This is a genomic window from Bifidobacterium sp. VU/mBH4 (B4) (genome assembly GCF_058199535.1).
Genome location: NZ_JBVPQJ010000006.1, coordinates 1 through 25,033 on the forward strand (window position 1 = coordinate 1; position 25,033 = coordinate 25,033).

Below are 25,033 nucleotides of genomic sequence, written 5' to 3' on the forward strand. Positions count from 1 at the left end.
GAACCCGGAAGCTAAGACCCAGCACGGCAATGGTACTGCACCCGGAAGAGTGTGGGAGAGTAGCACACCGCCGCCACTAAACATTGAAAGGCCTCTGATGACACAAGTCACCAGGGGCCTTTACTTGTATGTCTGCTCATACTCCCGACAAAACGGTCTCTATCAGCAAACTGTACCTCTACATCTAAGACCTACTGCAGCTATATCAGCACGCTTTATGGTGTGGTACAGCCAAGAAACACATGTAGGCCAGTACTACGGATCTGGACTCATGTTCTCATGACAGATTAGACAACAATGGTGAAACTTATGTCGGGCACTCTGATGACATTCTGACTCATCTGTTACTGTAGAAGCCGTTAACGGAGGCTTACGCCGCTGATCGGGACTAGCTCAGCAGTTGGCACGCTGCACACTGATCATTGATGTATGTATTACAGATGAAGTGCTTGGTGTATTTAATGAAATATATCCACGAACTGTGTTTTTAATAAACCTTGACACTGTCTAAGAACCCTTGTGTGTCAATACATAAAACGTTGAAGCAAATAAGTAAAATGTCAGCTATTGTCCACCATATACAGGGAGGTATTAGATGGCTGACAGGATATTCGATATCCATTTGGACAAACATGTGCCGAAAGCGACCATACCGGTAGCCGAACAACGACATCTCTGGTTCCGTGAGTTCATGAAACCGTATCTCATGGTCATCATTCTGTACATTACTATGTACCTTGTTCGGAATAATTTTAAAGCGGCGCAACCCTTGATGAAACAGCAGCTGGGCATTACCACCCAGCAGTTGGGCGTAATTGGTTTTGTTTTCTCTGTTGTCTATGGGATCGGAAAAATCGTTGTGGGATATCTGGTCACGGGCAAAGACAACAAGAAAATTGCATCTATTATGCTTTTCTGCTCGTCTATTGTGGTCATCTGCATCGGTTTCCTGTTCACCCTGAGTCATGTACCTATGGGGTGGTTGATCGTTCTATGGGCCTTGAATGGGGTCTTTCAGTGCGCCGGAGGCCCTAGTTGCGCCACAGTGATTTCTAACTGGACAACGAAGACGACATATGGCCGATATTTGGGTGTCTGGAACGCTTCTCACAATATAGGCGGTGGCTTGGCTGGAGTATTCGCCATCTGGTGTGCCCAAACTTTCTTTGGCGGAAAGGTAGCCGGGATGTTTATCATCCCGGGTGTAGTGGCGCTTCTGGTGGCAATTATGTGCTTCCTTGTCGGCAAGAACCGTCCCGAGGATCTCGGGTGGGAACCGTCAGAGAAGATCTTCGATGAGCCTGTCAAGCAGGAAGACGAAGAGTCGCATGACGATACCACTTGGCAGATTTTCCGCCGGTACCTGCTTTCCAACCCTTGGGTTTGGGTGCTTTGCGTCAGCAACGTTTTCGTCTATCTGATCCGCATCGGCATCGACAACTGGGCGCCTTTGCGCGTGACTGAGCAGCTGCATTTCAGCAATCAGGTCGGTGCACGGACCATCTTCTATTTCGAGATGGGTGCTTTGATTGGATGCCTTCTCTGGGGCGTGGTGTCTGACTTCCTGGGTGGCAGGCCCGCCCTCGTCTCCACGCTTTGTGCCATCTGCCTGCCGCTTGGAATGGCAGGCTACCAGCTGGGCCGCACCCCTGTGGTCATTTACATCTCGCTCTTCTTCTTGGGTATGTTCATCTTCGGACCCCAGATGTTGATCAACATCTCCATGCTCAATCAAATTCCCAAGCGGGCCAATGTGCTGTCCGGCGGTATGGTCGGTGCATTCGCCTACCTGTTCGGTGATTCCACCGCCAAGGTCCTGCTGGCCAAGATCGCAGACTCCTCGTCCGATGGGCTGACCGTGCTGGGACATGTGCTGCATGGTTGGAATGACACTTTTATCGTGCTGTATATCGCCATTGTCTGTGCAGTTGTGCTTTTGGGCCTAGTGGCCTTGATGGAAGAGAAACGTATTAGAGGAGGTCGTCGATGAACATCACCAATTTTCGGGATCTGGGTGGCATGCGGACCATCCACGGCCGCCGGGTCCGCCAGCACAAGTTCATCCGGTCCGGGCAGCTGGTCGGCCTGGACGAGGAGACCAAGAGGGATTTGGTTAACCGTTACTGGGTGAAGGAGGTCGTGGACTTCCGTAGGCCCTTCGAGATACAGGAGAGTCCTGACGACTCAATCGAAGGCATCACTTTTACCAACATCGATCTGCTGGGTATGATCGGTGCCCGTAATACCAGCTTGGACGACTTCGCCTCAATAGGTTCGGTCGATCGGGTCAATGACCATATGCTGGGCACCTACCACGATATGGTCCTGAATCCAGGTGCTCAGAAAGGTTTTGGGCGCTTCCTGCGCATCGTCGTGGGCAACACCCAGGGGGCCACCCTCTTCCACTGCTTTGCCGGCAAGGACAGGACCGGGTTCGCCGCGGCCCTGGTGCTCTGGCTGCTGGAGGTGGACGACGACGAGATATTCGCGGACTATCTGAAGACCAACGAGGAGAGGGTCGCGGCCAACAATCAATTGCTGGACCAATTCCGCGCCAAAGGCTTCGACCAGGATTCACTGGACGCACTGGCGGTCGCGCTTTATGTCAAGAAGGAATATCTGATCTACGCCCGCCAGCTCATGATTGATGCCTATGGTGATGTCTTTGCCTATGCACATCAGGCCCTAGGGTTCGGGCCAGACCAGGTGGAGGCCCTGCGTCGCAACCTGCTTGAGTAACCGGACAAGACCAAATAGGTGCGGACAGGCGATCGGGCTTGAGTGCCAATTGTAAGGAGGGCATCGTGCATACATAAGTCTGGGACGGTGATGATTCCGGGCCTCCCGTGTGGCCCTGGTCGGTCAATGTTGATCGCCAGACGACCAGGAGGCCCGGGCCATTGTGAAGACGGCCATGAATGCGGGCGCGGGTTTCTTTCACACAGACGGATTGCCGCGTAGACTGCGATTATATGGTCAGCAAAACGGTATGGAAGCAGCTGGATCAGTCTTGGCTGACCATATCAACGCTGCAGGTGTCTGGATGATCTAGGAGGATTTTGGACCCAACTTAAAAGAGATATCCATGTCCTGGAGCGGCTGCAGTTGTCTCCCTGCCCGGTCTGTTTACGCCCTTTCTTATGTCGCTGGGGTCAGAAGATGCCGTTGCCGTTACGGGACTGTATGTCTTCCAGGTTGTGCTGGATGTAGTCGTTTCGCATGAACATGTCGATATTACTGGTATCTCCCCGGCTGAAGACCTGGTCGTAGAACTCCTACACCAGGGACTTGCTGGCTGCCGTCTCAGTCTCGCTCATCATGAACCTCCGCTTTCTGCCTGTATATAGACATTCGAGTTTCTTCATGAGTAGGTGTCTTTGCGCAGGCTCGTAAGCACGTATGTGGTTTCTGATGAGCGGCGGACGGCAGCAGGCGGGAAGGTTAGTCAGGCCTTGAACCGGCGCTCGTCGTTCATGGTGGCGAAGTTCAGGCCGATCAGAATGCCGCCGCCTATGTAGTTGCCCAGCATGGCTACTAGGACCACCAGGATCGCCTTCCAGGCGTTGACCCGCCCGAAGACGCCCAGGATAAGGAAGAGGGCCGAATCCGCTATCGAGTGCTCGAACCCGCAGAAGGCGAAGACGAAGACGGCCACGACCATGATGATGCACTTGGTGAAGTCGTTGGAAAGCTTGCCGTTGTAAACCATGAGCATGGCGATGTTGATGCAGAAGTTGCACAGGATGCCGCGCACGAACAGGTCAGCGAAGCCCATGGGGCCGCCGGAGACGTAGCCGGTCTTGGTCGCCGCGGCCGCCAGCATCTGGTCCAGGGTGGGGCCGCTGACGATGGATGAGAAGCGCAGGATGACGGCCACGATCAGGGCTCCGGCCAGATTGCCCAGAAGGCAGAGGACCAGGATCCGCAGGGAGGCCAGCCAGCCCAGGCGCTTGTGATAGGCGCCTATGGTGACCACCATCATGTTGGAGGTCAGCAGTTCGGAGTTGGTGTAGTAGATCAGGACCAGGGCCCAGCCGAAGGTGGTCGCCGCCAGGACCCGGCCTGCCAGGATCAGCCCGTGGTCGGCCGGGTTCTGGCCGGCCTGGCCCATGATGACGAAGTAGGCCGTGAAGAAGATACCCACAAAGAGGCCGGCCATGGTGGCTCGTTGCATGTACTTGCCGGTCAGGGCGCCGCTCATGGTCTTCTTGCTCTCGACCACATCCAGGACGGTGCTGATGAAGGCCCGCCCGGGGAAGAGGGGCTGCCGTTTCTGTTGATCTGTCATCTGATTGGATTGCTCATTCACGGGGTTCATTATGGCATTCCCGAGTAAAGAGGGACCGCCCCCAAGGCCCGACTGTGCGGGAATTCACTTCTTTGCCAGTGTCACCCAGTGTCGCTCAGCCTCACTCGGTGCGCAGGGCGGTGGCGGGATCCTGCTTGGCTGCCTTCCGTGAGGGGATCAGGCCGCCGATCAGGGTCAGGACCACGCTCAGGATGACCAGGGCCACGCCGCCCGATGCAGGCAGGGCCGCGTTCACCTCGGTGGTCCCCATGAAGTGGTGCATGATGCTGTTGGCCGGAATGATCAGCAGCAGGGTGATGCCCACTCCCAGCAGACCTGCCAGAAGTCCGATGAGGCCAGTCTCGGCGTTGAAGACGTTGGAGACATTGCGCTTGGAGGCGCCCATGGCGCGCAGGATGCCGATCTCCTTGGTCCGCTCCAGAACCGATATGTAGGTAATGATGCCGATCATGATGGAGGAGACCACCAGCGAGACCCCGACGAAGGCTATCAGCACGTAGGTGATGACGTTGATGATGGTGGTGACCGAATTCATCATCAGGCCCACGTAGTCGGTATAGACGATCCGGTTCTTCTCCGCAGCCTTGTCGTTGTAGTGCTTGATGGAGTCGCCCACGGAATTCTTGTTCTCGAAGCTGTCCGTGTAGATGCTGATGCGGGAGGGGGCGTCCCGGGAGATCAGGCCGAAGTCGCTCAGGTTGTCGGCGTAGGTGCCGGTGGAAACGTACTGGTTGTAGATGGCGACCAGAGCGTCCTGCGGAGCGGTGGCGATGTACTGGTCGAAGGCCTGGGCCGTCTGCTGCTCGGCTGAGGCCCCCGTGGGGATGCCGGCAGAACCTTGGGCTCTTGCAGCGGCTCCGGCCCGGCCCTGACCCTGGGCTTCCTGGCCGGCCATGGCTGCCGAGCCCTTCATGATCTCCTGGGCCATGCTGGCCTTCTGGCTGACGCCCAGGGATGCGATGTAGGCCTTGGCATCGTTGGCCTTGGCGGCATCGTCGGCAGGGGCGAAGGCCATCCCGTTGAGGACGCTGTGGCCCTGATCGGCTTCCTGGTCGGTGACGATGGGGCTGGTCTTGGCCTGGTCAATCAGGTAGTCGGTCAGCTGGCGGGTATACCCGACGCCGACCTTGAGTGGCGTGGCCTTGGCCCCCTGGTTGGGGCGGACGATGCCGACGATGTGCAGCTGCAGGCCCTGGTCGGCGGCCTTGGTCATCTGGTCGGTGTTGTCGCCGATGTAGTGGTAGTGGCCGTCGGTCCCCTTGGCATACTGGTCAGCAGCGGGTACCAGGGAGAGTTTCTGGTCCATGGCCTTGGCGTATTCGATGGGCTTGGTGTCGACCTTGACCTCCTGGCCGCTGTTGAGCTTGTTCATCATGTCGGTGTACTGGCTGGAGGGGAGGATGCCCAGCTTGTAGAGGCTGGTGACGGGCATCTGGTTGTTCTTGTCCAGCACCAGGACCACCTGATCCTTGGCCTTGGGCCAGGTGCCGTTCACCACCTGGTAGTTGTCGGTCACCACCTTGCTGATGGTGGTCTTGGCATCGGCCCCCGGCATGATCTCGCCGAAGATCTCCGGGGCCTTGTTCTTCTCGGTCTTGCCGGTAAGGTAGGACATCTGCATGGACTGGATGTCGCCCATGTCGCTGTCGGTGTTGGCTGTGGCCATCTGGCTGGCGGTGGAGCTGGCATCGTCCTGCCCGCCCATGGTCACCTTATCCGCAGAGACCAGCTTGCCGTCCGGATCGTGCCCGAAGACCGAGAACTTGGTGGCGTAGGAGTATTGGATGCCCACGGACCCTACGTACTGGTGGATTTCACTCTTGGGATTGTCCAAGTATTTTTTGAAGTCTGTCAGGTTGTTCTGGGTGATGCTGCTGGTCAGGCTGGAGGCCCCCTTGACGCTGGAGTCGTCCGGCTGGATGGCCTTGAGATCCTTGTGGGCCTTGGCCTCCTTCTGGGTTTCCTGGGCAGAGTCCACTATCTTGTTCAGGTCAAAGGACTGCTCCTGAATGGTGATGGGGTAGGAGGTCATGGTCTCCCGCTGTATCCTGTCGATGTAGCGGTTGACCCCGGTGGACACCGACAGGATCAGGGCGATGCCGATGATGCCGATGGACCCAGCGAAGGATGTGAGCGCTGTCCGGGCCTTCTTGGTCCGAAGATTGTTGAAGCTCAGCGACAGGGAGGTCAGCAGCCCCATGGAGGCCTTGCCGAAGGTGCGGTGGCGGGCCCGGCGGATGGGCACCTGGTCGTCGGGCAGGGGGTCGGAGTCACTGATGACCGAGCCGTCGTGCAGCTCCACGATCCTGGTAGCGTACTGGTGGGCCAGCTCGGGGTTGTGGGTGACCATGACCACCAGCCGGTCCTGGGCCACCTCCTTGAGCAGGTCCATGATCTGGATGGAGGTCTCCGAGTCCAGAGCTCCGGTGGGCTCGTCGGCCAGGAGGATGCGAGGGTTGTTGACCAAGGCCCTGGCGATGGCCACCCGCTGCATCTGCCCGCCCGAGAGCTGGTTGGGCCGCTTGTTCACGTGCTGGCCCAGTCCCACCTGCTCCAGGGCCTGCCTGGCCCGTTCGCGCCGCTCCTGCCGATGCACGCCCGAGATGGTCAGGGCCAGCTCCACGTTGGACAGGATGCTCTGGTGGGGGATCAGGTTGTAGCTCTGGAAGACGAATCCCACAGTGTGGTTGCGGTAGGAGTCCCAGTCCCTGTCCTTGTATTTCTTGGTGGAGGTGCCGTTGATGATCAGGTCGCCCTGGTCATAGCGGTCCAGCCCGCCGATGATGTTGAGCAGGGTGGTCTTGCCGGAGCCGGAGGGGCCCAGGATGGCCACGAACTCGTTGTCGCGCAGGTTGACGCTGACATCATTCAAGGCCTGCTGGATGAAGTCCCCCGTTTTGTACTGTTTGGAGATGTGTTCGATCTGCAGCACCGTCGTCCTCCGCTTTCTGGATTCTCAATGGCATGGACTTATGGACTCTTGGAGTGCCAGCTTACGCCATCAGCATGGGTAAATGCCGATATGGCCTAGTCCACCGACTTGAGGGCCTCCAGCATGTCCACATGCTTGAGCTTGTTGTTGACCATCCAGCCCAGGCCGGCCGTGATGACCGTGATCATGACCAGGGGCACGACGAAGGCCACCCAGCTGATGGATGGGTCAAAGAGGACGTTGTCCGGCGGGACGGTGGTGATGATGTAGTGGTGCAGCCAGGCTCCGAATCCGTACCCGGCCAGGACGCCGATAGCTGAAAGAAGGATGGTTTCCCGGTATATGTACATGGTCACCTCGCGGTCGTAGAAGCCCAGCACCTTGATGGTGCTCAGCTCGCGGATCCGCTCCTCCACGTTCAGGTTGGTCAGGTTGTAGAGGATGACCAGGGCCAGCAGGGTGGCCACGATGATCAGCACCTGCATGATCATGTTCAGGGACCTGACCACGGTGTCGATCTGGCTCATCAGGGTCGTGTTTTGCACCACCCCCTGGATCCCGTCGATCCGTATGAAGGAGGCGGCCTGCCTTCTGGTGTTCTCCGCGCTGGAGTCCTTGAAGGTGACCAGATGGGCGTTGGGCGAGAAGTCCTGGTGGAAGACGGTCCTGTAGGCCGACGGGCTCATGAAGACGAAGTGCCCCAGATACATCTCGCAGATGCCGTCCACCCGCATGGTCCTGTCCCTGCCGCCTGAATCCTGCAGGGTGATCCTGTCGCCGACTTTCGTCCCTGTCAGCTGGGCGATCCGCTCGGAGAGGATCACGCCGTCGCCCTTGAGACTCAGGGGCTTGTGCCCGGACCGGGTGTCCATGCGGATGAAGTCGTCCAGGTGTTCGGCGCTGGCCGGCGCGATCATGGTGATGGACTGCTTGTCGGCGTTGTGGCCGGCTGTCTTGCTCATCTCCTCGTAGCGCACGTTCAGGGAACGGCTCACATCGGGCTTTTCCAGCCGTTTTTTGATGGATTGGCGCTGGTCGGATGTGGCCTGGCTATTCTCGGCGGCGATCAGGTCGTAGCGGATCACCTGGCCGAACTGGTGCTCGTTGATGGCGGAGATGGACCCCTGCACGCCGAAACCGGCCATCAGGAGGGCCACCGAACCGCAGACCCCGAAGATGGTCATCAGCATCCGTTGCTTGTAGCGGAAGATGTTCCGGGCGGTGACCTTGTGGGTGAAGCTGAGCCGGTTCCAGATCAGGGGTATGCGCTCCAGGAAGATCTTCGATCCGGCGCTGGGCGGCTTGGGCAGGAGGAGGGCCGACGGCTTCTCGCGCAGCTCCCGCCAGGCGCTCAGGAAGGCGGGGACCACGGCGCTCAGGAAGGCCAGAAGGCAGGCCAGGAGGGTGATGGGCAGGTGGAAGCCGTAGTGGATGGGCGGCATGTCGAAGGCGTGGACATAGGCCTGGTAGACGATCCAGGGCAGGAGGGTGTGGCCGGCGATGATGCCCAGAAGGGCGCCCAGGGCCGAGGCCGCTCCGCCGTAGACCAGGAACTTGGCCATGACATCTCGATCCCTGTAGCCCAGGGCCTTCAGCGTTCCGGCGTTGATCCGCTCCTCGTCCACGAAGCGCGTCATGGTCGTAAAGGTGACCAGGGCAGCCACCAGGTACATGAAGTAGGGGAAGACCTTGGCCAGCGAGTCCACGATGAAGGAAACGGAGGCGTAGACCTTGTAGCCCTCTGAGCCGGGCACTTCCCGGCGTGAGTCCAGGGCATAGACCGGCTTTTCCAGTCGGCTCAGCTGGTCCGCCGCCTTGTTCAGCTTCTTCTGGGAGTCGTCGATCCTCTTCTGGGCGTCCGGGCTCTCCCTCTTGAACTTGTCCAGTTTGGTCCGGTATTCAGCTGTTTTCTGATCCAGGGTGGCCTGGGCCTGGTCGATCTGCCCCTGGGCCGAGGCGCGGCTGCCGGCCAGCTGCTGCCGGGCCTGGACTAGTTTGGCCCTGCCCTGGGCAAGCTGAGCTGAGGCCTGGTCAAGCTGAGCCTTGCCTCGGGACAGTTGGCGCTCGCCTTCCTCCACCTTGGCTCTTGCCTGGGTCAGCTCCCGGCGCTTTGCGTCCAGGGTCTGCTGGTTGGCTGCCACCTGGGCCATGCCGGGGGTGTATTGGTTGGTCATGAAGGCATCGCGGCCCGCCTTGGCCTTGGCTGCCAGGGCATCGATCTGCGGCGACTGCCGGTTGAGCTCGGCCAGTTGGGCCTGGAGCCCGGCCTTCCTGCGGTTGAGCTCCTCCTGCTGCTGAGGGGTCAGCCCGGGTGTGGCCAGCTGGGCGTCGATGGTCTGAATGAGGCCGGTGACCTGTGCGATGCCCTGTCTGCATTGCTTCTGCGCTGCCTGGGCCTGGGCTACAGCCTGGTCGGCCTGGGCCTTGCCGCCCTCCAGCTGCTGGCGGGAACCATCAAGCTTGGCCTGTCCCTGGTCGATGGCCTGCTGACCCTGATCGGCCTGCTGCCTGCCCTGGGCCACCTGGTTGGCGGAGGACTGGTACTGCTTCTGCTTTCGGGCCAGCTCAGCCGAGCTCAGATCCACCTCCTGCTGTCCCTGGTCGATGGCCGCCTGGGCCTGTACCGTCTTGGCGGCCAGTTGGTTCTTGGCGGACTGGATGCCCTGGGCGCCCTGATCCAGATCCTTCCTGGCCTGGTCCAGCTGCTGCCGGTTCCCTTCGAGTTCCGCTCTGGACTGATCCACCTGGTCCTGCCCCTGGTCCAGCTTCTGCTTCAGTGGGGCCTTGATGGCGTTCAGCCTGGCAGTGGGGCGCCCTGACAGGATCCTGTTCAGATCGTCCTTGTGGGTCTGCAGGGCCTGGATGTACTGGTCGGAATAGTGGTCCCGAATCCGGTCCAGGTCCTTGAAGGTCAGGCGGGCGATCATGTACTCGTCCGAGTCGAAGGCCTTGGGCGTGGTCACTGCGTAGGAGTCCAGGGATCCGGATCCGGCTGTGGAGGGGCCCATGTTGACCTTGCTCAGGATCTCGGTCGACCTGACCGTGCCCACCACGCGCAGCTTATGATGCCTCAAGACCTTCCTGCCCAGCTGGTCGGCCTTCTCATCCACCTGGATGCTGCTGCCGATGGGGTGGCTCCCGGCCAGGGCCGTGTCGACCGCTATCTGGTCGGGCCTGGTCGGCATGGATCCCTCGACCAGCTCATAGGTGGAGATCCTGTCGGGGGCGGAGTAGATACGCAGGCTCTTGTCGGTGCCCTTGAGCACCACATCCTTCAGATACCCGTATTCGATTCCCGAGTTGCCGGGGGCGGTGTCGATGGCATCCTGATCCTCCTGGTCGAGCCCGTAGCTGCTGATGGCCATCAAGTCGGCCAGATGGTGGTCGGACAGGTAGGCGTTGCCGGCCTGTCGCATGTCCGGCCCGGTCACGCTCAGCCCGACCAGGGCGAAGGAGCCCAGCGCCACCAGGCAGACGATGGAGATGAACCGCCCCAGGGACTTGCGCAGGGAGACCCGGATGTCGTGCCAGAGCACCTTCCTGACGGGCTGCATCCTCACCACTCCACGTTTTCGATGTCTTCGGGGCTGTCATTGGTCTGCACGGCCTGGACCCGGGCGTCATGCATGCGGATGACCCTGTCGGCGATGGGGGCGATGGCCGCGTTGTGGGTGACGATGACCACGGTGGCGCCCTTCTTGCGGCACTGGTCCTGGAGGATGCGCAGCACCTGCTTGCCGGTCCGGTAGTCCAGGGCTCCGGTGGGTTCGTCGCAGAGCAGGATCTTGGGGTTCTTGGCCACGGCCCGGGCGATGGCCACCCGCTGTTGCTCGCCGCCGGAAAGCTGGGCGGGGAAGTTGTCGATCCGGTCGCCCAGGCCCACGTCGACCAGGGTCTGGACCGGGTCGGCAGCGTCGTCCACGATCTCCGAGGCCAGCTCCACGTTCTCCCTGGCGGTCAGGTTGGCCACCAGGTTGTAGAACTGGAAGACGAAGCCCACGTCGTAGCGGCGGTAGGTGGTCAGCTGCCGGGCGTCGTAGCCGGCGATGTCCTTCCCGTCCACGATCACCTGGCCCTCGTTGCAGGTGTCCATGCCGCCCAGAATGTTCAGCACGGTCGATTTGCCAGCCCCCGAGGCGCCGAGGATGACCACCAGCTCGCCCTTCTCGATGGAGAAGGTGACCTCATTGTTGGCTACGATGGTCGTCTCGCCGGTCACATACCGTTTCGTCTCTCCGATGACGTCGATATAGCCCATCATGCCCTCTCGTAACCCTGGCTGTGCGGCGGGGCCGTCCGACGCGAGGGACGCCCCCTGATGCTCTTTTCCCCACTACTGTATACGTTCGCGGGGTCCGGAGCACAGGAGAACCGCCTGCCGGGAGGCGTCATGTTCGCCGACCCTGCAAGGGTTCGGAGGTTCAGAGGGCTTGCAGGAGGTTGCCCAGTTTGCGGCTGTCCCTGACCGGTCTGCCCTGGCGGAAGGTGATGAACCGCTGGCAGGTCTGGGCCAGGAACTCCTGGTCGTGCGAGATGACGATCACCATGACCCCCAGGGAGCGCATGTAGCGGATCATCCCGGTCACCTGGTTCATGTGGAGCAGGTCCAGGCCGCTGGTGGGTTCGTCCAGCACCACCAGGCGCTTGCCCGACAGTATGGCGGCCGCGATGGCCACCCGTTGCTTCTCCCCGCCGGAGAGGGTGTTGGGGTGTCGGCCCAGGAGCCGCTCCAGGTCCAGCTTTCGTGCCACCTCTTCGAAGAGGTCGGTCCGTTTGGCTCCAAGGAGCATCTCGCCCTCCACGGTCTCGCTGAAGAGCTGGTAGTTGACATCCTGAAAGACCATGTAGGAGTCCTCGACACGCTCCCTGGCGGTCTGCTTGGTCCCATTCAGGCTGATCTCCGACCTGTCGCCAGGCTTGAGCAGTCCGGTCAGGACCGAGGCGAAGGTGCTCTTGCCGGCGCCGTTGCGACCGATGATGCCGGTGATGTCATCGCTGGACAGGGTCAGGTCGTCCACATCCAAGGCAGGATCCTGGTCGTGATGGTAGGCATAGGTCAGGTTCCTGACCCGGAGCAGGTCGGGGGTCTTGTCATCGATGACCCTGGCAGGGGCGCACGCATTCTCGGTCGCGTCCAGGTCCAGGGCCCGCAGCCCCATAGCCTGGCGACTCGGACCATCCAGCCCCCTCATGGCGGCCGGGGTCAGGTGCTCCGCCAGCCTGCCGTCCTTCATGACCAGGAAGTCGTCGGCCAGGCCGTCCAGGTAGTAGAGGCGGTGCTCGATCAGGACCATGGTCAGGCCCCGGTCCTTCAAGCGGCCCAGGATCTGCGCCAGGCTGGCCACCGCTTCGACGTCCAGATTGCCTGAGGGCTCGTCCAGGACCAGGATCTGCGGATCCATCATGCAGGAGGAGGCGATGGCGATCATCTGCTTCTCGCCTCCAGACAGGGAGAAAATGTCCCGGTCCATAAGCGGGGCGATGCCGAAGAGATCGGCCACCTGGTCTATGCGCTCCCGGATGGCCTCCGGCTGGACCCCGGTGTTCTCCAGGGGGAAGGCCAGCTCGCTGCGGACGTCGGTGGTGAAGAACTGGGTCTTGGGATTCTGGAAGACCGACCCCACCTGCTCCGAAAGCCGGTAGATGGGCCGGGCCGTGGTGGGCTCGCCCCCGATCAGGCACTCTCCCTCCAGCTTGCCCTCGTAGAGTTCGGGAATCAGGCCGTTGATGACCCTGGACAGGGTGGTCTTGCCGCAACCGCTCGGCCCGGTGACCACGGTCAGCCGTCCCTGGCCCATCCGGCAGGAGACCTCCTGGAGGGATGGCTGGCTGGCACCCTCGTAGGTGAAGCTAAGCCTGGAACATTGCAACATAGGCTCCACATCCCATAAGGACCAGACCCAGGGCGCACATGAGCGCATCCAGTCCGGTGAAGGCAATCCGTTGGATGGAGGTCTTGGGCCCGGGGTCGCCGATCCCCCTGGTCAGGGCGGCCGAGGTCAGGTCGGAGGCCACATTGGTGGCGTTATTGAGCAGGGGGACGTAGATGTACTCCATGGTTCGCATCGGATGCCGGACCATGTCGCCGGTGGTGACCGCGATCCCCCTGAATTTCATGGCCCGCCTGATCTGGGCATAATCGTGTCTGACGGTCGGGAAGAAGCGGAAGAGGACGCTGACGGGGATGACCAGCCACTGGGGGGCGTGGATCCTGCGCAGCAGGTAGACCAGCTCCGAGACTTTGGTGGTGCCCATCATAAAGGCCGCCACCAGCACCAGGGGGAGGATCCTGCCCACGCCGACGAAGAGGAAGAGCAGGTAATGTCCTGGCAGGTTCTCGGGAAAGACCATGGCCAGGGAGGCGCCCAGGGCGAAGACCAGACAGACCAGAAGCCAGGCCTGGCCCTTCCTGACCCTGCCCACGATGACCTGGAAGCTGCAGAAGTAGATGTTGATGGCCAGGACCAGTGGGGTGGGGAGGGTGACGAAGATCAGGGCGTTGGCGAAGATGACCAGCAGGAATCTGGTGTAGATGGAGATGGGCCTCATTGCTTGGCGGGTATCCGGTTGAAATGCCTGTCGACGATCTTGGCGCCTATCCATGCCCCAAGCAGGGCGCCGACCAGGGTGGCCAGAATGCAGACCAGGAAGGTGGCTCCGGTGATGGGCGCGAAGACCCCGTCGATGTACTCCTGGCTCTTGCCGCGGCGGACCAGGCTGGCCACATAGGCGTCCTTCATGAACCAAAGAGGCAGGACGGGGCCGGTGCAGCCGAAGGTGAGGATGACGTAGCTCAGGTAGCGGGCCAGGTTGGGACGGCTCTCCCTGAGCGAGGACTGAACCAGATCAGCCAGCAGGCCACAGAAGGCGTAGGGGATGAAGGAGAGGGCGAAGTGACCGAAGACCAGCAGGAAGAGGCCCATGATGACGCCGACGATGGTGATGGCCCCGAACCTGGGCACCCGGCGGATCATCAGCATGTAGACCGGGCCGGAGACCAGCCCCACCACAGCGGGGATGAAGAGGGAGGACAGGCCGGGCATGACCAGGCCAGCCAGGAAGACGGTGATGAAGTTGCCCACCGCCATGCTGACGAAGTAGAGGGCCGTGAAAATGCCGACGTTGACCAGGTCTTTTGTCTTCAGTGCTTTCATAAAGGATCGCTCCCATCTGGGTGGCGGTCGCTCGGCCCTAGGCCATATCCGCCGATTTCAGGTTGTGCCGTCAAGTTTAGGAGGGCCGGGAGGGAAAGTAAATGATATTTTTTTATGTCTCTTGCCGGTGCTTCACAATCAGGGTATTGCCTGGCGCGCGAGGATTTTGTTAGTGTCCACTGAGAGGGGCGTATCAGAAAGGCGGCACGGAGGACAGGCATGATCAGCAAGCGACTACTTCATCTACCGGGAGCCAGGATGGGCGCCAGCCTCCTGCTGGCCCTCCTGCAGACGATCGGCGCGTTGGCGGAGGTCCTCCTCCTGCCGGTGGCCATCGCGGCCGTGGGCCGTTCCCTTGGCCTGCCTGTCCCTCATGCCCTTGCCTGGGTGCCTGGCCGGCCCGGACCCTTGGCGGCGCTGATAGGCGGGCTGATCCTGGTTCGGCTCCTGGCCCAGGCGGTCGCCAAGTCCGTCAGCGCCCGGCTGGCTGATGGGATGGGCAAGGCGCTCTCCCAGGCCCTGTACCTGTCCGTGTTCGACCCCAATGCGCAGAAGGACGACCTGGGCGTTCCGGCGCAGACCCTGGCCAGGCTTTCGACCGAGGGGGTCAAGTCGGTCGTCTCATATTTTACGGCCTACATTCCGGCCCTGGTCCAGACCGCCTTGATGCTGGTCGTGACTCTGATCGTCCTTCTGCCCGTCAGTCCCCTGGCTGCGGCAATCGTCGTGATCGGCATGGTGGCTCTGCCCCTGGCCTCCAAGCCCACCATGGGCGAGAACATCAAGGTGCAGCTGGGCCAGTTGCGCAAGTATGACAAGGTCGGTGTCCACTTCGAGCATGCCCTGAGGGGGCTCAACACCTTGAAGATCTTCGGGGCAGACCAGCGGCAGGCTGATGACCTGGCCGAGGAGTCCGAGGGATTCCGCCGGATAACCATGGGGGTCCTTGGCGGGCAGCTGCGCTCGCTGATCAAGGCCGACGTGGTCATCTACACCAGCCTCATCCTGGCGGTCGCGGCCACAGTTCTGATTGGGCAGGGCGGGCCCGCTCGAGTGCTGTCCTGCCTGGTTGTCGCTCTGGCCGGGGTCCGGCTCTTCGCCCCTGAGCGGCAGCTGGTCTACATGATGCATTCCGGCATGGTCGCCATCAAGCAGGGCAAGGCCATCGACGATATCCTCCAAGCACGGCAGGGGAGCGACGGGGAGTCGGCGGTTCCGGAGACGACTCCTGAGTCACGCGAGAGTACGGGTTCGGAGACGGCTCCGGAAGCGAGTCTCGAAACATCTGAGGAAGCAATTCGGGAGTCTGACTCGGAATCCGCTTCGGAGCAGGCGGATCAGGCGGATATGTCTGGCGATGATTCGCTAGGCATCAGCGCTCGCGATTTGACCTACACCTATCCTGACGGCTTCCAGGCCCTGACCGATCTGAACTTCGATTTGCCTGCCAAGGGACATGTGGGCTTGGTCGGCGCTTCGGGCTCCGGCAAGAGCACCTTGGCGGGCCTGCTGTCCGGGCGCCTTCAGGGGTATGCCGGAGAGCTGACCATTGGTGGGCGCCAGATCAGCGACCTGTCGCGCGAGGATCTGGTCGGCCTGCAGACTGTGGTTCGGGGAACCGATCACCTCTTCACCGGGACCATCAGGTCGAATCTGGACCCGGCCGGACTGGGCTACTCGGATTGGGAGCTGCAGGATGCGCTGGACCAGGTCGGCCTGACCGGTCTTGTCCAAAGCAAGGGCGGACTGGACGCTCCTATCGACCCCGAGGGAGGCAACCTATCCGGAGGGCAGCGGCAGCGCCTGTCCATTGCCCGCGGGCTCCTGCGGCGTTCCCCCGTCTATATCTTCGATGAGGCCACCAGCGCCGTGGACCGTGAGCATGACGCTACACTGGCTGCTCTGATGGATGCGCTGGGCAAGGAGTCCCTGGTCCTGACCATCACCCACCGCTTGGCCGGGGTCCGCAATGCCGATTCCATTCTCTTCTTGCAGGGGGGCCGTCTGGCGGAGTGTGGCGGTTTCCGTGAGCTGGTGGATGCCGGGGGCGGATTCGCGGCCCAGTGGAAGGAGCAGGCTCAGTATGAGGACGGGGAGTGAAGACATGCAGCAGCAGACGACGAGCAACCTGGCGATGATGCGCCGCATGGCCCGGCTGATGAAGCCTCTGGCTGGTACGGAGGGCAAGGCCATCCTCTGCGGCAGCCTGGGCCATCTCTTTGCTGTCTGGAGCATGATGGCAGCCGCTGCGGCTCTGATCGGCCTGGTCGCGGACTGGCCGCCGCTGAATGGCCAGTGGGTCGTCTGGGCCCTGGTGGCGGTTCTGACTGCTCTCAGCCGTGGGGTCATGGCTTATGGGGAGCAGTACTACAACCACGAGATGGCCTTCAGCATGCTCCGGGACATCCGCACGACGGTCTTCGACAAGATGCGGTCCCTGTCCCCGGCCGGCCTGCGCGACCAGGCGCGCGGAGACATGGTGACGGTGATCACCAACGACATCGAGCTGCTCGAGATCTTCTACGCCCATACGCTTTCGCCCATCGCCATCGCCCTGGTGACATCTCTGGCCAATCTGGCCCTGCTCACCTGGCTCTCACCCTGGATGGGACTTGCCGCCCTGGTCTCCTACCTGATCGTCGGCCTGCTCATCCCCATCCTGAGCGCCAGGCCCACTTTCAAGGTGGCCATGCAGGAGCGGACGGCCCAGGCCAGTCTGCACTCCCTGCTTCTGGAGACCCTGCAGGGCCGCACCGAACTGGCTGGATTGGGGGCTCTTGGCAATACCCGTCGCCGGGTGGGAGCTGCCACGGATCAGATGCTGAATGCCCGGGGGCGCACCTCTGGGCGGACCATCACCAACGATATGGTCACCAACGTGGTCACTCTGATCTGCGTTGGAGCCTTCACTTTGATGGCCTGCCATCTAGGTTCGGCAGGATTGGTTGGTCCTGCACGGGGAATGATCGGACTGGTCGGCTTCCTTTCCTCCTTCGCTCCCTTGATACCTGTGGCCCGGCTAGGCGCCGGCCTGCAGCCTACCCTGGCTGCTGCTCGGCGGGTCTTCTCTCTTTTGGACAAGGAGCTGCCTGTACGTGAGGTGGAATCCAATCACGGGAATCCTTTGGCGGAGTTCACTGGAGAGAATGCCAGGGCAGTTTCCTTTTCCTACGCCGGCAAGACTGACACGGGTAAGACTCACTCGGGTGAACATGGTGGTCGAATTGCGGTTTTGGATAATCTGGATCTTTCCATCAAGCCTGGCGAGCTGATCGGCATCCAGGGGGCCAACGGAGTCGGCAAGTCCACCTTGATCGATTTGCTGATGCGGTTCCAGGAGCGCAGCGGCGGGGACCTGACCGTCTCTGGCCTGCCTATCGAATCTATTCGCACCGCCGACCTGCGTGCCCAGCAGACTCTGGTGAGCCAGGACACCTACATATTCAGTCTCACTCTTGCAGATAACATCGCTCTGGCCCGGCCCGATGCCAGCAGAGCGGATATTGAGCAGGCAGCTCATGATGCTTGCTTGGATGATCTGATTGACCAGCTGCCCGATGGCTTGGATCATCTGTTGGCCGACAACGGCTCGGACCTGTCCGAGGGGCAGCGGCAACGAGTGGCCTTGGCTCGCGCCTTTTTGAGCTCGGCGCCCTTCATGCTTTTGGATGAGCCCACCAGCAATATGGATGCCCTCCTCGAGGGCCGGGTCTTGACTAGGCTGATTGAGCGGAAGGGCGACCGTACCTGTCTGATTGTCTCCCATCGTCCCTCGGTCCTTGCCAGGGTTGATTGTCTGTGGACGCTGCAGGATGGCAGACTATTCTCTGCATGATTTTTCTGCTTGGTCGTTGAACAGTATGCTCATATGATATTAACACGATTTTTTAATCGTAGCCGTAGGGGGATAACTGCTACTACGAATCTGGATTCTTATTAGTAAGCCAAGAAGGCGATCATTTTATTCGTAAATCCTTAGAGCATTCTTTCAGTTGAAAGAGACCTTTGGGTATAGTATTAATCAAACTTGAGCGGAATGAAATCGGTATACCGCGGGCGGTTGTATTTCTTCTTAGCACAACGTCATTGTGCCTTTAAGAAACTCTTTATCGGAAGAAAATGCGAAACTCGGAGATCAAGCTGTACTCTATTTGTGATCTTATAAATGAAGGTTCCAGACAATGGAAAAAGGGTGGACAAAAATTATTTAAGAAAATACTACGAATAGGCTGATGCTAGAAGTAAGGAAAACGATAACAATCGGAGTTGAGCTAAGGTGCATAATAGTATATGCTGTATTCTCAATATAGTAATAATTAGCTCTGGTTCTCTCTAAGCCCCGTAGCGTATGTGGATTTAGATAAACTTATAACAAGCCAATTGCAGGGATATATTAACGCCAGTTTATAATGTTGACCTGAAATGTCATGTCATTTTTATTTTATGGCAAACCTCTGAAGAGATGATGCTGTTGTTGGCGATTTCTCGTGTTTATCATATATTATTCAATTTTGATCGGCATTTAATTTGGTTACTATAATTTATAATCGATTGAACAGCCTTCTTAAGGGCAGATACTTATGTCGCTATAGGACCAGCAGGTGATCAATGGTATCGAGCTAACTCCAAAGTTGTTGAGTCGCTAGACATTCTGTATCTTATCCCCATGTTGTCTTTTCAAAACTGAAGCTGAGATATAAATACTTAGCTTGTTTCTCGAAATTAATATCCGGAAATAAAAAAATGCGAGGTTAGCGTCGCCTGATGCACGAGTGACAGCATCTATATTCCATACGGTCCCATGAATCGATTGCCATTGAAATGGATCATGTGATCGGGAGTATCTGCGCACCAAGCTTCAGATTCCCAGGCCAATTGAGATAGGAATCTACGCATTACCGTTCGACTTGGGAAGCAGGACACGAGTACCGCTTGGTGAAACTGTTTGGAGAAAATGTGTTTCAGTTCTATTTTTCTAGTCACATCTATAGGGCCATGCGTGCTCACTGCCTCGATGAGGAACAGCCATGCCCGTGTCCGATCCCATATTATTATATCAGGGGCTTTTTCTCTAGGTTTAAGTTTGATGTCAAGTTTGTTCATGAGATCAGGGTTGATTACCCCAGTACCGTGATCCGTATCATCGATATATAAGACGACGCCTCTTGGCACAAAACGTGGCATGAAGTCTTCGATGATTGATTTAATGAGCATGTTTTGTCCACCTGGTGACAGGTGAAGTACCTGACCTGATTGAAGTCGCACGTTTGTTTTAGGTAAATTAAGCCGTTCCTCGGCAAGAGTCTTGAAAAATACATGATCATGTGCATAGGCTGCTAAATGCCTCTCAAATTCTGATGTGCGATATTGTTTAATGATGCCAAGCGCCTCAGTGGTTACTCGATAGCTCCATTTTGACGAATTCATTGGTCGCATGGGTTTATCTATATTTTCTTCGACGAGTTGTCCAATTATGAACTGATGAAGTGTGAACCGTCGAATTGTTTCACGTGTGTTCGGCTTGTAATTGACGCCAAAGTTGTTTGCAATCCAAGCCATGATTGCGTGCGTTCCTAATAGTGGGTTTTGAGCTTGGCTCCATGCATCACCGGGTTTAAGTTGCAACAAAGCAAGTAGTACCATAGCGGATCGTTTATTTGTCCGTATACTGTCGAATCCGAATTGTCTAAGCAAATCTTGCGCTTCGCTAATAAGAGTATTTACGGAATTCATTAGTTCAGCCTTTCCGTCACAGCATTGATTACACGATCAATATATTCGTATGTTGGCTTATCCTCGATATGGAGTCGCTCAGCTATACTGAGTAACGCTTGCTTTGGAGGTATAGGCAACTCGCGCAGATCCGTTGCATTAACCTGTGTGCTTCCAGAGACTTGTCGATACCAGTCGTCTACCAGTTTTGAGGACATCCATAGAGTAAGGCCTGCAGCCAACTGTTGATTAATGGGAACTGTGCTTCGCGACGTTCCCTGATGCACGTAATTGAGTTTGTTATCGATCACAAACGGTACTTTGCTCGTTAGAAGTGATGGCACAACACGACGCGTCTGTTCTTTAGCAGAAAAGCGGTTTATGAGACAGTAGCTACCAGCTGGTAGTACTACATGCCGTTCATGAGCTTTCGCATCAATCCACTGTTCATGCCGTGATTCAATATTCGGATGAATCGCCACAAGTGAATTAGTGTTATCAGTCCAATACAGTGGCAAGGAACTTTCAACTGGCTTGTTTAATAACAAATCGCGATTCCGGAAACTAACTAATTTGCCTGTTGACACCCAGAGACCCGATTCGGCTAATGTTGGGAAGTTCTCTAAGAGAGAGTCTTGAGTTTGAATGCGCAGTATTTGTCTGGGGCCAGCTAGCAAATTGCTCAGTGTAGAAACTCGATGTTTGCTTGTGCGGAGATTGTCAAGAGGAGTAATCTCGTTATAAACCGAAACTGTGCAAGATTGTCTTGCTCTTGATACTTTTAGTAACATGATTTCTTGAAGTATGTTGGAATCCTTAAAATGGTCTTTACGAGATCGGTATATAGCTATCACATCTATTGAACAATTGCTAAACAACCATTTACGAAATGGGGTAAAATATTCCCCATTCATCCATGAACGAGGTATGATAGCGACACATTCGCCACCTGCTTTTAACGCACATATTGCCCGAACTAGAAACGCTGCGTATAAGTTAGATACTGATACGTAGCCGGAGTTCGTAGCCATACGAATTGGGGGAATCTTCTTGTAAGGGGGATTAAGGATCACTCGGTCATAGATAGGATCAAGTGATATAGATAACGCATCTCCATGAATAACTTCATGGGTGATTCCTATATGTTTGAGGGTTTGATTTGAAATAGTGGCTAGCCGTTCGTCAACCTCTACGGCGGTTAATGAGCTGCTCTGAGCGGATTGTAGGGCAGTTTCGGCACCAAGAATTCCAGTACCAGCTCCAAGGTCCAAAATTCGTACAGGATTCGTGTTTGGAGTGAACAAGCTTACCGCCTGATGTGCTACATTCTCTGGTGTTAAGTATTGCTTGAATTTAGCTTTACGATCAGCAGGCAATGACTTCAAAGCGTTATCACGCATTTGCACAACAAAACCCATATAACAAATATACTGTACTTTCAACTGGGGGAATATGAAGATTGAATAGAAGCTGGATTTTGTCAACTCTGAGGATGAAGTATAAATGTTGCTGTAACTGGCTAAAGTGAGTTCGACTTCGATTTGAGATGCAGTATCAAGTGGTTCATTGCAATAATGACGTTCTATCTTGGCTAGATTGGTATGTTATTTACAACTGCAGGGCTGGGATAATGAGCGATCTCAGGAGTATGCAATTTTTGCTCACTAGTTAACAAGCTGATACCAGTAGTATTACTAGTTTGTCTGAACACCGTAGTGTCAGCGCCGATCAGTTAGGCATATGTTTTATAATTGTCAAGTCATTATCTCCAACATTTCACGCCAAATGCTCATTTTGGCATAAAATGCAAACTATAGGCTAGGGTAATACGTGTAAATCAACAAATGCTCCACCAATTTTGATGAAAAGTCATCTCTAAATAACAGAGCTCTTACCTGTCGAGCTAACCGGGCGCCGTATATCCACAATTTTACTTGTAATTGCAGTGGTTCTCATCAATGAAGATCAAATCGTAACCTATTTCGTAACCTATTATTGAACAAATCTGGGACTTAATGACTCAACATGAGCGACTTCTACTCGAAGTTTCTGCCATTGATATATTTCAGTTTCAGATACAGTAAAAAGCAAGCAAAAGGAATGTCATGTCTGCGTGGGCACGTGTGCATGACATAATAAAAATGCCGCGGCATCCAGTACATGGCACACTAAGTTTGAAACGGCAAGGACGGGCCGTTAACAGGGGTTGGCCGTCGGTGGAGAGAGAAGGGCGACTGTGAAGGAAAACGGGAACGGGGACACCTCAAGACGCAGGCCTGCAGTCATTGTGGCGGTCCTGGTGCTGGCGGTAGCCGTCATCTGCGGCGGGGGACTGTGGTGGCATAACCACACGGTCCGGGAACACGATCAAGCCTTTACCTCATACCGGGCGGCGGTCAGGATCTATGCAAGCCAGGAGGGCCGATATCGCTCATACCTGGACTCCGACGAAGTGAAGTCCGCTTCTGCCATCAAAGAGGAAGAGGTCAGCGATGCCAAGACAGTCCTGGCCATGTCCAGGGATGTGAAAACCACCAAACCCGCATCGAGCAGGAAGACCAGTGTTAAAACCGCCCTAACGGGGGATGCATCCACCGGGGAGCTGAAGAAGGCGACCGAAAACCTGGCCTCACAGATTTCGAGAATGAAGGCAGAAGTCAGGACCATCAAGGCCAAGGTGCTCGCCGTGAACACTTCTAAGGCCCACAAGCTGCTCTCCGACGCTATAGGTAATGCAGACAAAACCCTCGCTGATTCCAACGGCAAGGTGCCCGATGGGAACCACTCCCGTGATGAACTAACCAAGACCCTTGACTCGGCCAAGAAGACCCTTGAGGACAGGAAATCGGTTCTTAAGACCTTCGCTGATGCCAGGACCACCCTTGATACCAAGGTTCAAGCTGTAAATAATGCTGTTAATGCCAAAGCCGCTCAGGATGCTGCTGATGCCGCTGCCGCTGCCCAGGCCCAAGCTGCGAGCGCTGCCACAGGTGGTAGTTCTGGTTACCGAGCTCCTTCCGGTGGCTATAGTGCTCCTTCCGGTGGTGGTAGCGGTTACCGTGCTCCTTCAGGTGGCGGTTCTGCTCCTGCATCTTCTAATGGTGGTGGTCACCCTACTTGGACCGGTACCATCGATGGTTCTTCTGCTACCCAACATTGGGATGGTAATACTAGTATCACTGAAGGTAATATCGATATTCAATAGAATATCCGGGTTCTTCTCCTGTTTATCGGGATTAGAACCCACTCTATAACTGAATAAATTGAATTAGAGTTTGGTGATAGGTTTTGATATGAGCTACTTCTGTTCCTTCCTCCCTATATTAAATGATTGGTTGCCATAAGCGGCTATAGCTGCTGGTGGGGTTCTAGTCTCTGCAATTGAATTATGATGCCACTGATCTGACGCCTGGTCTGTGTAAATCATGGTTTCAATAGGCTGATTACCCTGGATGGATTATTGACGAATTCCGATTGCCATGTCTCGGCACTGATGACCTGGACGAGCTTGCCTTTCCCCATATCATCCCGGGTGATGTCCTCATCGCTGGACCCAGCGGCGTGCGCATGGTCGAGGAACCTGTTCCACAGGCTATCCAGAACCGAGTCTTCCCGCCTGCAGCGATGACTGTAGTTCAGCACCCGACGGCCTTTCATGACCTTCTCGATGGAATGCAGCACACGCCAATACTGCTGGTCGCCCCCCCATGGCGCTGCTCCAGGTAATTTCACCGGTTGCCTTGTTGACCACATGAAGCCCCGACTCATCCCATGAGGCATCTTCCCCTTTCCTGAGCGGGAACCAGAACCTGGCCAGCCTCTCATCAAGGCACAGGTACGCCAGCAGCTCGAAGAACCCTACCGACTCACCGCGCCCAAGCTTGTCCTGGTCGTTGAGCATCTCCGTGCCGCATGCCTGGCATCCGCCTTGTTGACGTACCTGGATATTCTCTCGGACATCGCGATGGTACTGGTCAACGGCAGCATCGAGAACCCCTGAAGCGAGCAGTCAAACTCGTCGGCTTTCAGACTCTTCTTCCACCGCCCATACAAACGGGACCCCAGCACGAAGTAGTCGGAATACCATAGAGGGTGCTGAAGCAGCAGCAGACAATGCAGGTGGAAATGGTAGCCGCTGTCGCAGTTCCAGGTGACCTCGACGGTGCTGATCATGCTGCAGGCTCCGAATCTCCTCCGGTCGCCCTGGATCCGGGATCTCGCTCCAGGACCCACCGGCTGTCAGAGCGCTCCCGGCATGACCCAACGCGTTCATCAGCTTATCCGGCTTGTCAGCAAAGGAATGCCCGATTGTGAACGTGGCGAACAGAACCTGATGGCCGATGTCGTCCCCGAGTCCATCATGCATGAACCAGTCCAGCCCCCTAGACAGCTGATCCACCCTCTCGGCCGCTATCGACTGCGAACACCTCGCACACCGCTTAGAACCGCAATGGTACAGGCCGCTGATATACCGCCTAGCCTCGGTACCCTCACCGATCTGCATCACCGACAACTGGGCTTCACCACCTGTAGATGCGGCCCGGGGACTACGAGAACAACAACGGATGGATGGCAGTGAGGAGGCGCCCAACTGCAGGGACTTCATCCGCCAGTGCAGCTCTCGCGCAGTGGCATCATCGTTCACTACCTGGCAGCCGTCGGATAGTTCCCTTTTTATCAAGGAAAACCATATGAAAAAAGGTCTCCTAGCGAAAACCTGGAAAACCCTACCTGTGGAGCTAGCCGGATTCGAACCGGCGACCCTCTGCTTGCAAAGCAGATGCGCTACCAGCTGCGCCATAGCCCCGTGAATGTGAAAAGAACTTCAACCGCGCAAGAATGCGTGGGCCTGGGAGGACTTGAACCTCCGACCTCATCCTTATCAGGGATGCGCTCTAACCAGCTGAGCTACAGGCCCATGCCGTG

At 57.2% G+C, this 25,033-nt stretch carries 16 protein-coding genes and 2 tRNA genes; 5 read left to right on the forward strand and 13 right to left on the reverse strand.

What is annotated here, in order from left to right; all coding sequences use genetic code 11:
- Nucleotides 1-595 precede the first annotated feature (595 nt).
- Both uhpT and AC0AII_RS07345 read left to right on the forward strand, forming a co-directional pair.
- Entirely contained in the window at nucleotides 596-1,990 is a 1,395-nt protein-coding gene (gene uhpT, locus AC0AII_RS07340; RefSeq protein WP_101431743.1) for a hexose-6-phosphate:phosphate antiporter UhpT, read from the forward strand.
- Nucleotides 1,987-2,739 carry a tyrosine-protein phosphatase gene (locus tag AC0AII_RS07345; RefSeq protein WP_490446664.1) on the forward strand — a complete coding sequence of 251 codons (753 nt, stop codon included), beginning with the start codon at nucleotides 1,987-1,989 and terminating at the stop codon, nucleotides 2,737-2,739. The genes uhpT and AC0AII_RS07345 overlap by 4 nt, the downstream gene beginning before the upstream one ends.
- A 706-nt stretch (nucleotides 2,740-3,445) precedes the next feature.
- Here the strand turns inward: AC0AII_RS07345 and AC0AII_RS07350 are convergent.
- The 7 genes from AC0AII_RS07350 to AC0AII_RS07380 all read right to left on the reverse strand — a co-directional run bounded on the left by AC0AII_RS07350 (nucleotide 3,446) and on the right by AC0AII_RS07380 (nucleotide 14,395).
- A complete protein-coding gene (locus AC0AII_RS07350) occupies nucleotides 3,446-4,288 on the reverse strand; it encodes a formate/nitrite transporter family protein (RefSeq protein WP_232342036.1) in 843 nt (280 codons plus the stop codon).
- A gap of 121 nt (nucleotides 4,289-4,409) precedes the next feature.
- Nucleotides 4,410-7,241, reverse strand: coding sequence for an ABC transporter ATP-binding protein/permease (locus AC0AII_RS07355; RefSeq protein ID WP_490446665.1), 2,832 nt, complete (start codon nucleotides 7,239-7,241; stop codon nucleotides 4,410-4,412).
- Between the two features lie 95 nt (nucleotides 7,242-7,336).
- Nucleotides 7,337-10,795, reverse strand: coding sequence for an ABC transporter permease (locus AC0AII_RS07360; protein ID WP_490446666.1), 3,459 nt, complete (start codon nucleotides 10,793-10,795; stop codon nucleotides 7,337-7,339).
- 2 nt (nucleotides 10,796-10,797) lie between these two features.
- On the reverse strand, nucleotides 10,798-11,499 hold the full coding sequence (locus AC0AII_RS07365) for an ABC transporter ATP-binding protein (protein WP_045923831.1): 702 nt from the start codon (nucleotides 11,497-11,499) through the stop codon (nucleotides 10,798-10,800).
- Between the two features lie 163 nt (nucleotides 11,500-11,662).
- Nucleotides 11,663-13,114: an ABC transporter ATP-binding protein gene (locus AC0AII_RS07370; protein ID WP_490446667.1), complete on the reverse strand. Its 1,452-nt coding sequence runs from the start codon at nucleotides 13,112-13,114 to the stop codon at nucleotides 11,663-11,665.
- On the reverse strand, nucleotides 13,092-13,790 hold the full coding sequence (locus AC0AII_RS07375; RefSeq protein ID WP_180335325.1) for an energy-coupling factor transporter transmembrane component T: 699 nt from the start codon (nucleotides 13,788-13,790) through the stop codon (nucleotides 13,092-13,094). The genes AC0AII_RS07370 and AC0AII_RS07375 overlap by 23 nt, the downstream gene beginning before the upstream one ends.
- Nucleotides 13,787-14,395, reverse strand: coding sequence for an MptD family putative ECF transporter S component (locus tag AC0AII_RS07380; RefSeq protein WP_198216721.1), 609 nt, complete (start codon nucleotides 14,393-14,395; stop codon nucleotides 13,787-13,789). Before AC0AII_RS07380 ends, AC0AII_RS07375 begins: the two co-directional genes overlap by 4 nt.
- Before the next feature lie 219 nt (nucleotides 14,396-14,614).
- Here AC0AII_RS07380 and AC0AII_RS07385 point away from each other — a divergent pair, with 219 nt between their 5' ends.
- Complete coding sequence (locus AC0AII_RS07385) at nucleotides 14,615-16,495, forward strand: ABC transporter ATP-binding protein/permease (protein ID WP_490446668.1); 1,881 nt, start codon at nucleotides 14,615-14,617, stop codon at nucleotides 16,493-16,495.
- A complete protein-coding gene (locus AC0AII_RS07390) occupies nucleotides 16,479-18,230 on the forward strand; it encodes an amino acid ABC transporter ATP-binding/permease protein (RefSeq protein ID WP_490446669.1) in 1,752 nt (583 codons plus the stop codon). The genes AC0AII_RS07385 and AC0AII_RS07390 overlap by 17 nt, the downstream gene beginning before the upstream one ends.
- A gap of 947 nt (nucleotides 18,231-19,177) precedes the next feature.
- Here the strand turns inward: AC0AII_RS07390 and AC0AII_RS07395 are convergent.
- Nucleotides 19,178-20,128 carry a BsuBI/PstI family type II restriction endonuclease gene (locus AC0AII_RS07395; RefSeq protein WP_490446670.1) on the reverse strand — a complete coding sequence of 317 codons (951 nt, stop codon included), beginning with the start codon at nucleotides 20,126-20,128 and terminating at the stop codon, nucleotides 19,178-19,180.
- Nucleotides 20,128-21,525: a methyltransferase gene (locus tag AC0AII_RS07400; protein ID WP_490446671.1), complete on the reverse strand. Its 1,398-nt coding sequence runs from the start codon at nucleotides 21,523-21,525 to the stop codon at nucleotides 20,128-20,130. The genes AC0AII_RS07395 and AC0AII_RS07400 overlap by 1 nt, the downstream gene beginning before the upstream one ends.
- Nucleotides 21,526-22,343: 818 nt before the next feature.
- On the opposite strand from AC0AII_RS07400, the gene AC0AII_RS07405 reads away from it, so the two are divergent.
- Nucleotides 22,344-23,312, forward strand: coding sequence for a hypothetical protein (locus AC0AII_RS07405; protein ID WP_490446672.1), 969 nt, complete (start codon nucleotides 22,344-22,346; stop codon nucleotides 23,310-23,312).
- A 218-nt stretch (nucleotides 23,313-23,530) separates the two neighbouring features.
- Here AC0AII_RS07405 and AC0AII_RS07410 read toward each other — a convergent pair whose 3' ends face one another.
- The 4 genes from AC0AII_RS07410 to AC0AII_RS07425 all read right to left on the reverse strand — a co-directional run bounded on the left by AC0AII_RS07410 (nucleotide 23,531) and on the right by AC0AII_RS07425 (nucleotide 25,025).
- On the reverse strand, nucleotides 23,531-23,860 hold the full coding sequence (locus AC0AII_RS07410; RefSeq protein WP_490446673.1) for a hypothetical protein: 330 nt from the start codon (nucleotides 23,858-23,860) through the stop codon (nucleotides 23,531-23,533).
- Between the two features lie 105 nt (nucleotides 23,861-23,965).
- A complete protein-coding gene (locus AC0AII_RS07415) occupies nucleotides 23,966-24,280 on the reverse strand; it encodes a hypothetical protein (RefSeq protein WP_490446674.1) in 315 nt (104 codons plus the stop codon).
- 561 nt (nucleotides 24,281-24,841) lie between these two features.
- A tRNA-Ala gene (locus tag AC0AII_RS07420) sits at nucleotides 24,842-24,914 on the reverse strand.
- A gap of 37 nt (nucleotides 24,915-24,951) precedes the next feature.
- Nucleotides 24,952-25,025: transfer RNA gene (locus AC0AII_RS07425), tRNA-Ile, on the reverse strand.
- Between the last annotated feature and the right edge of the window lie 8 nt (nucleotides 25,026-25,033).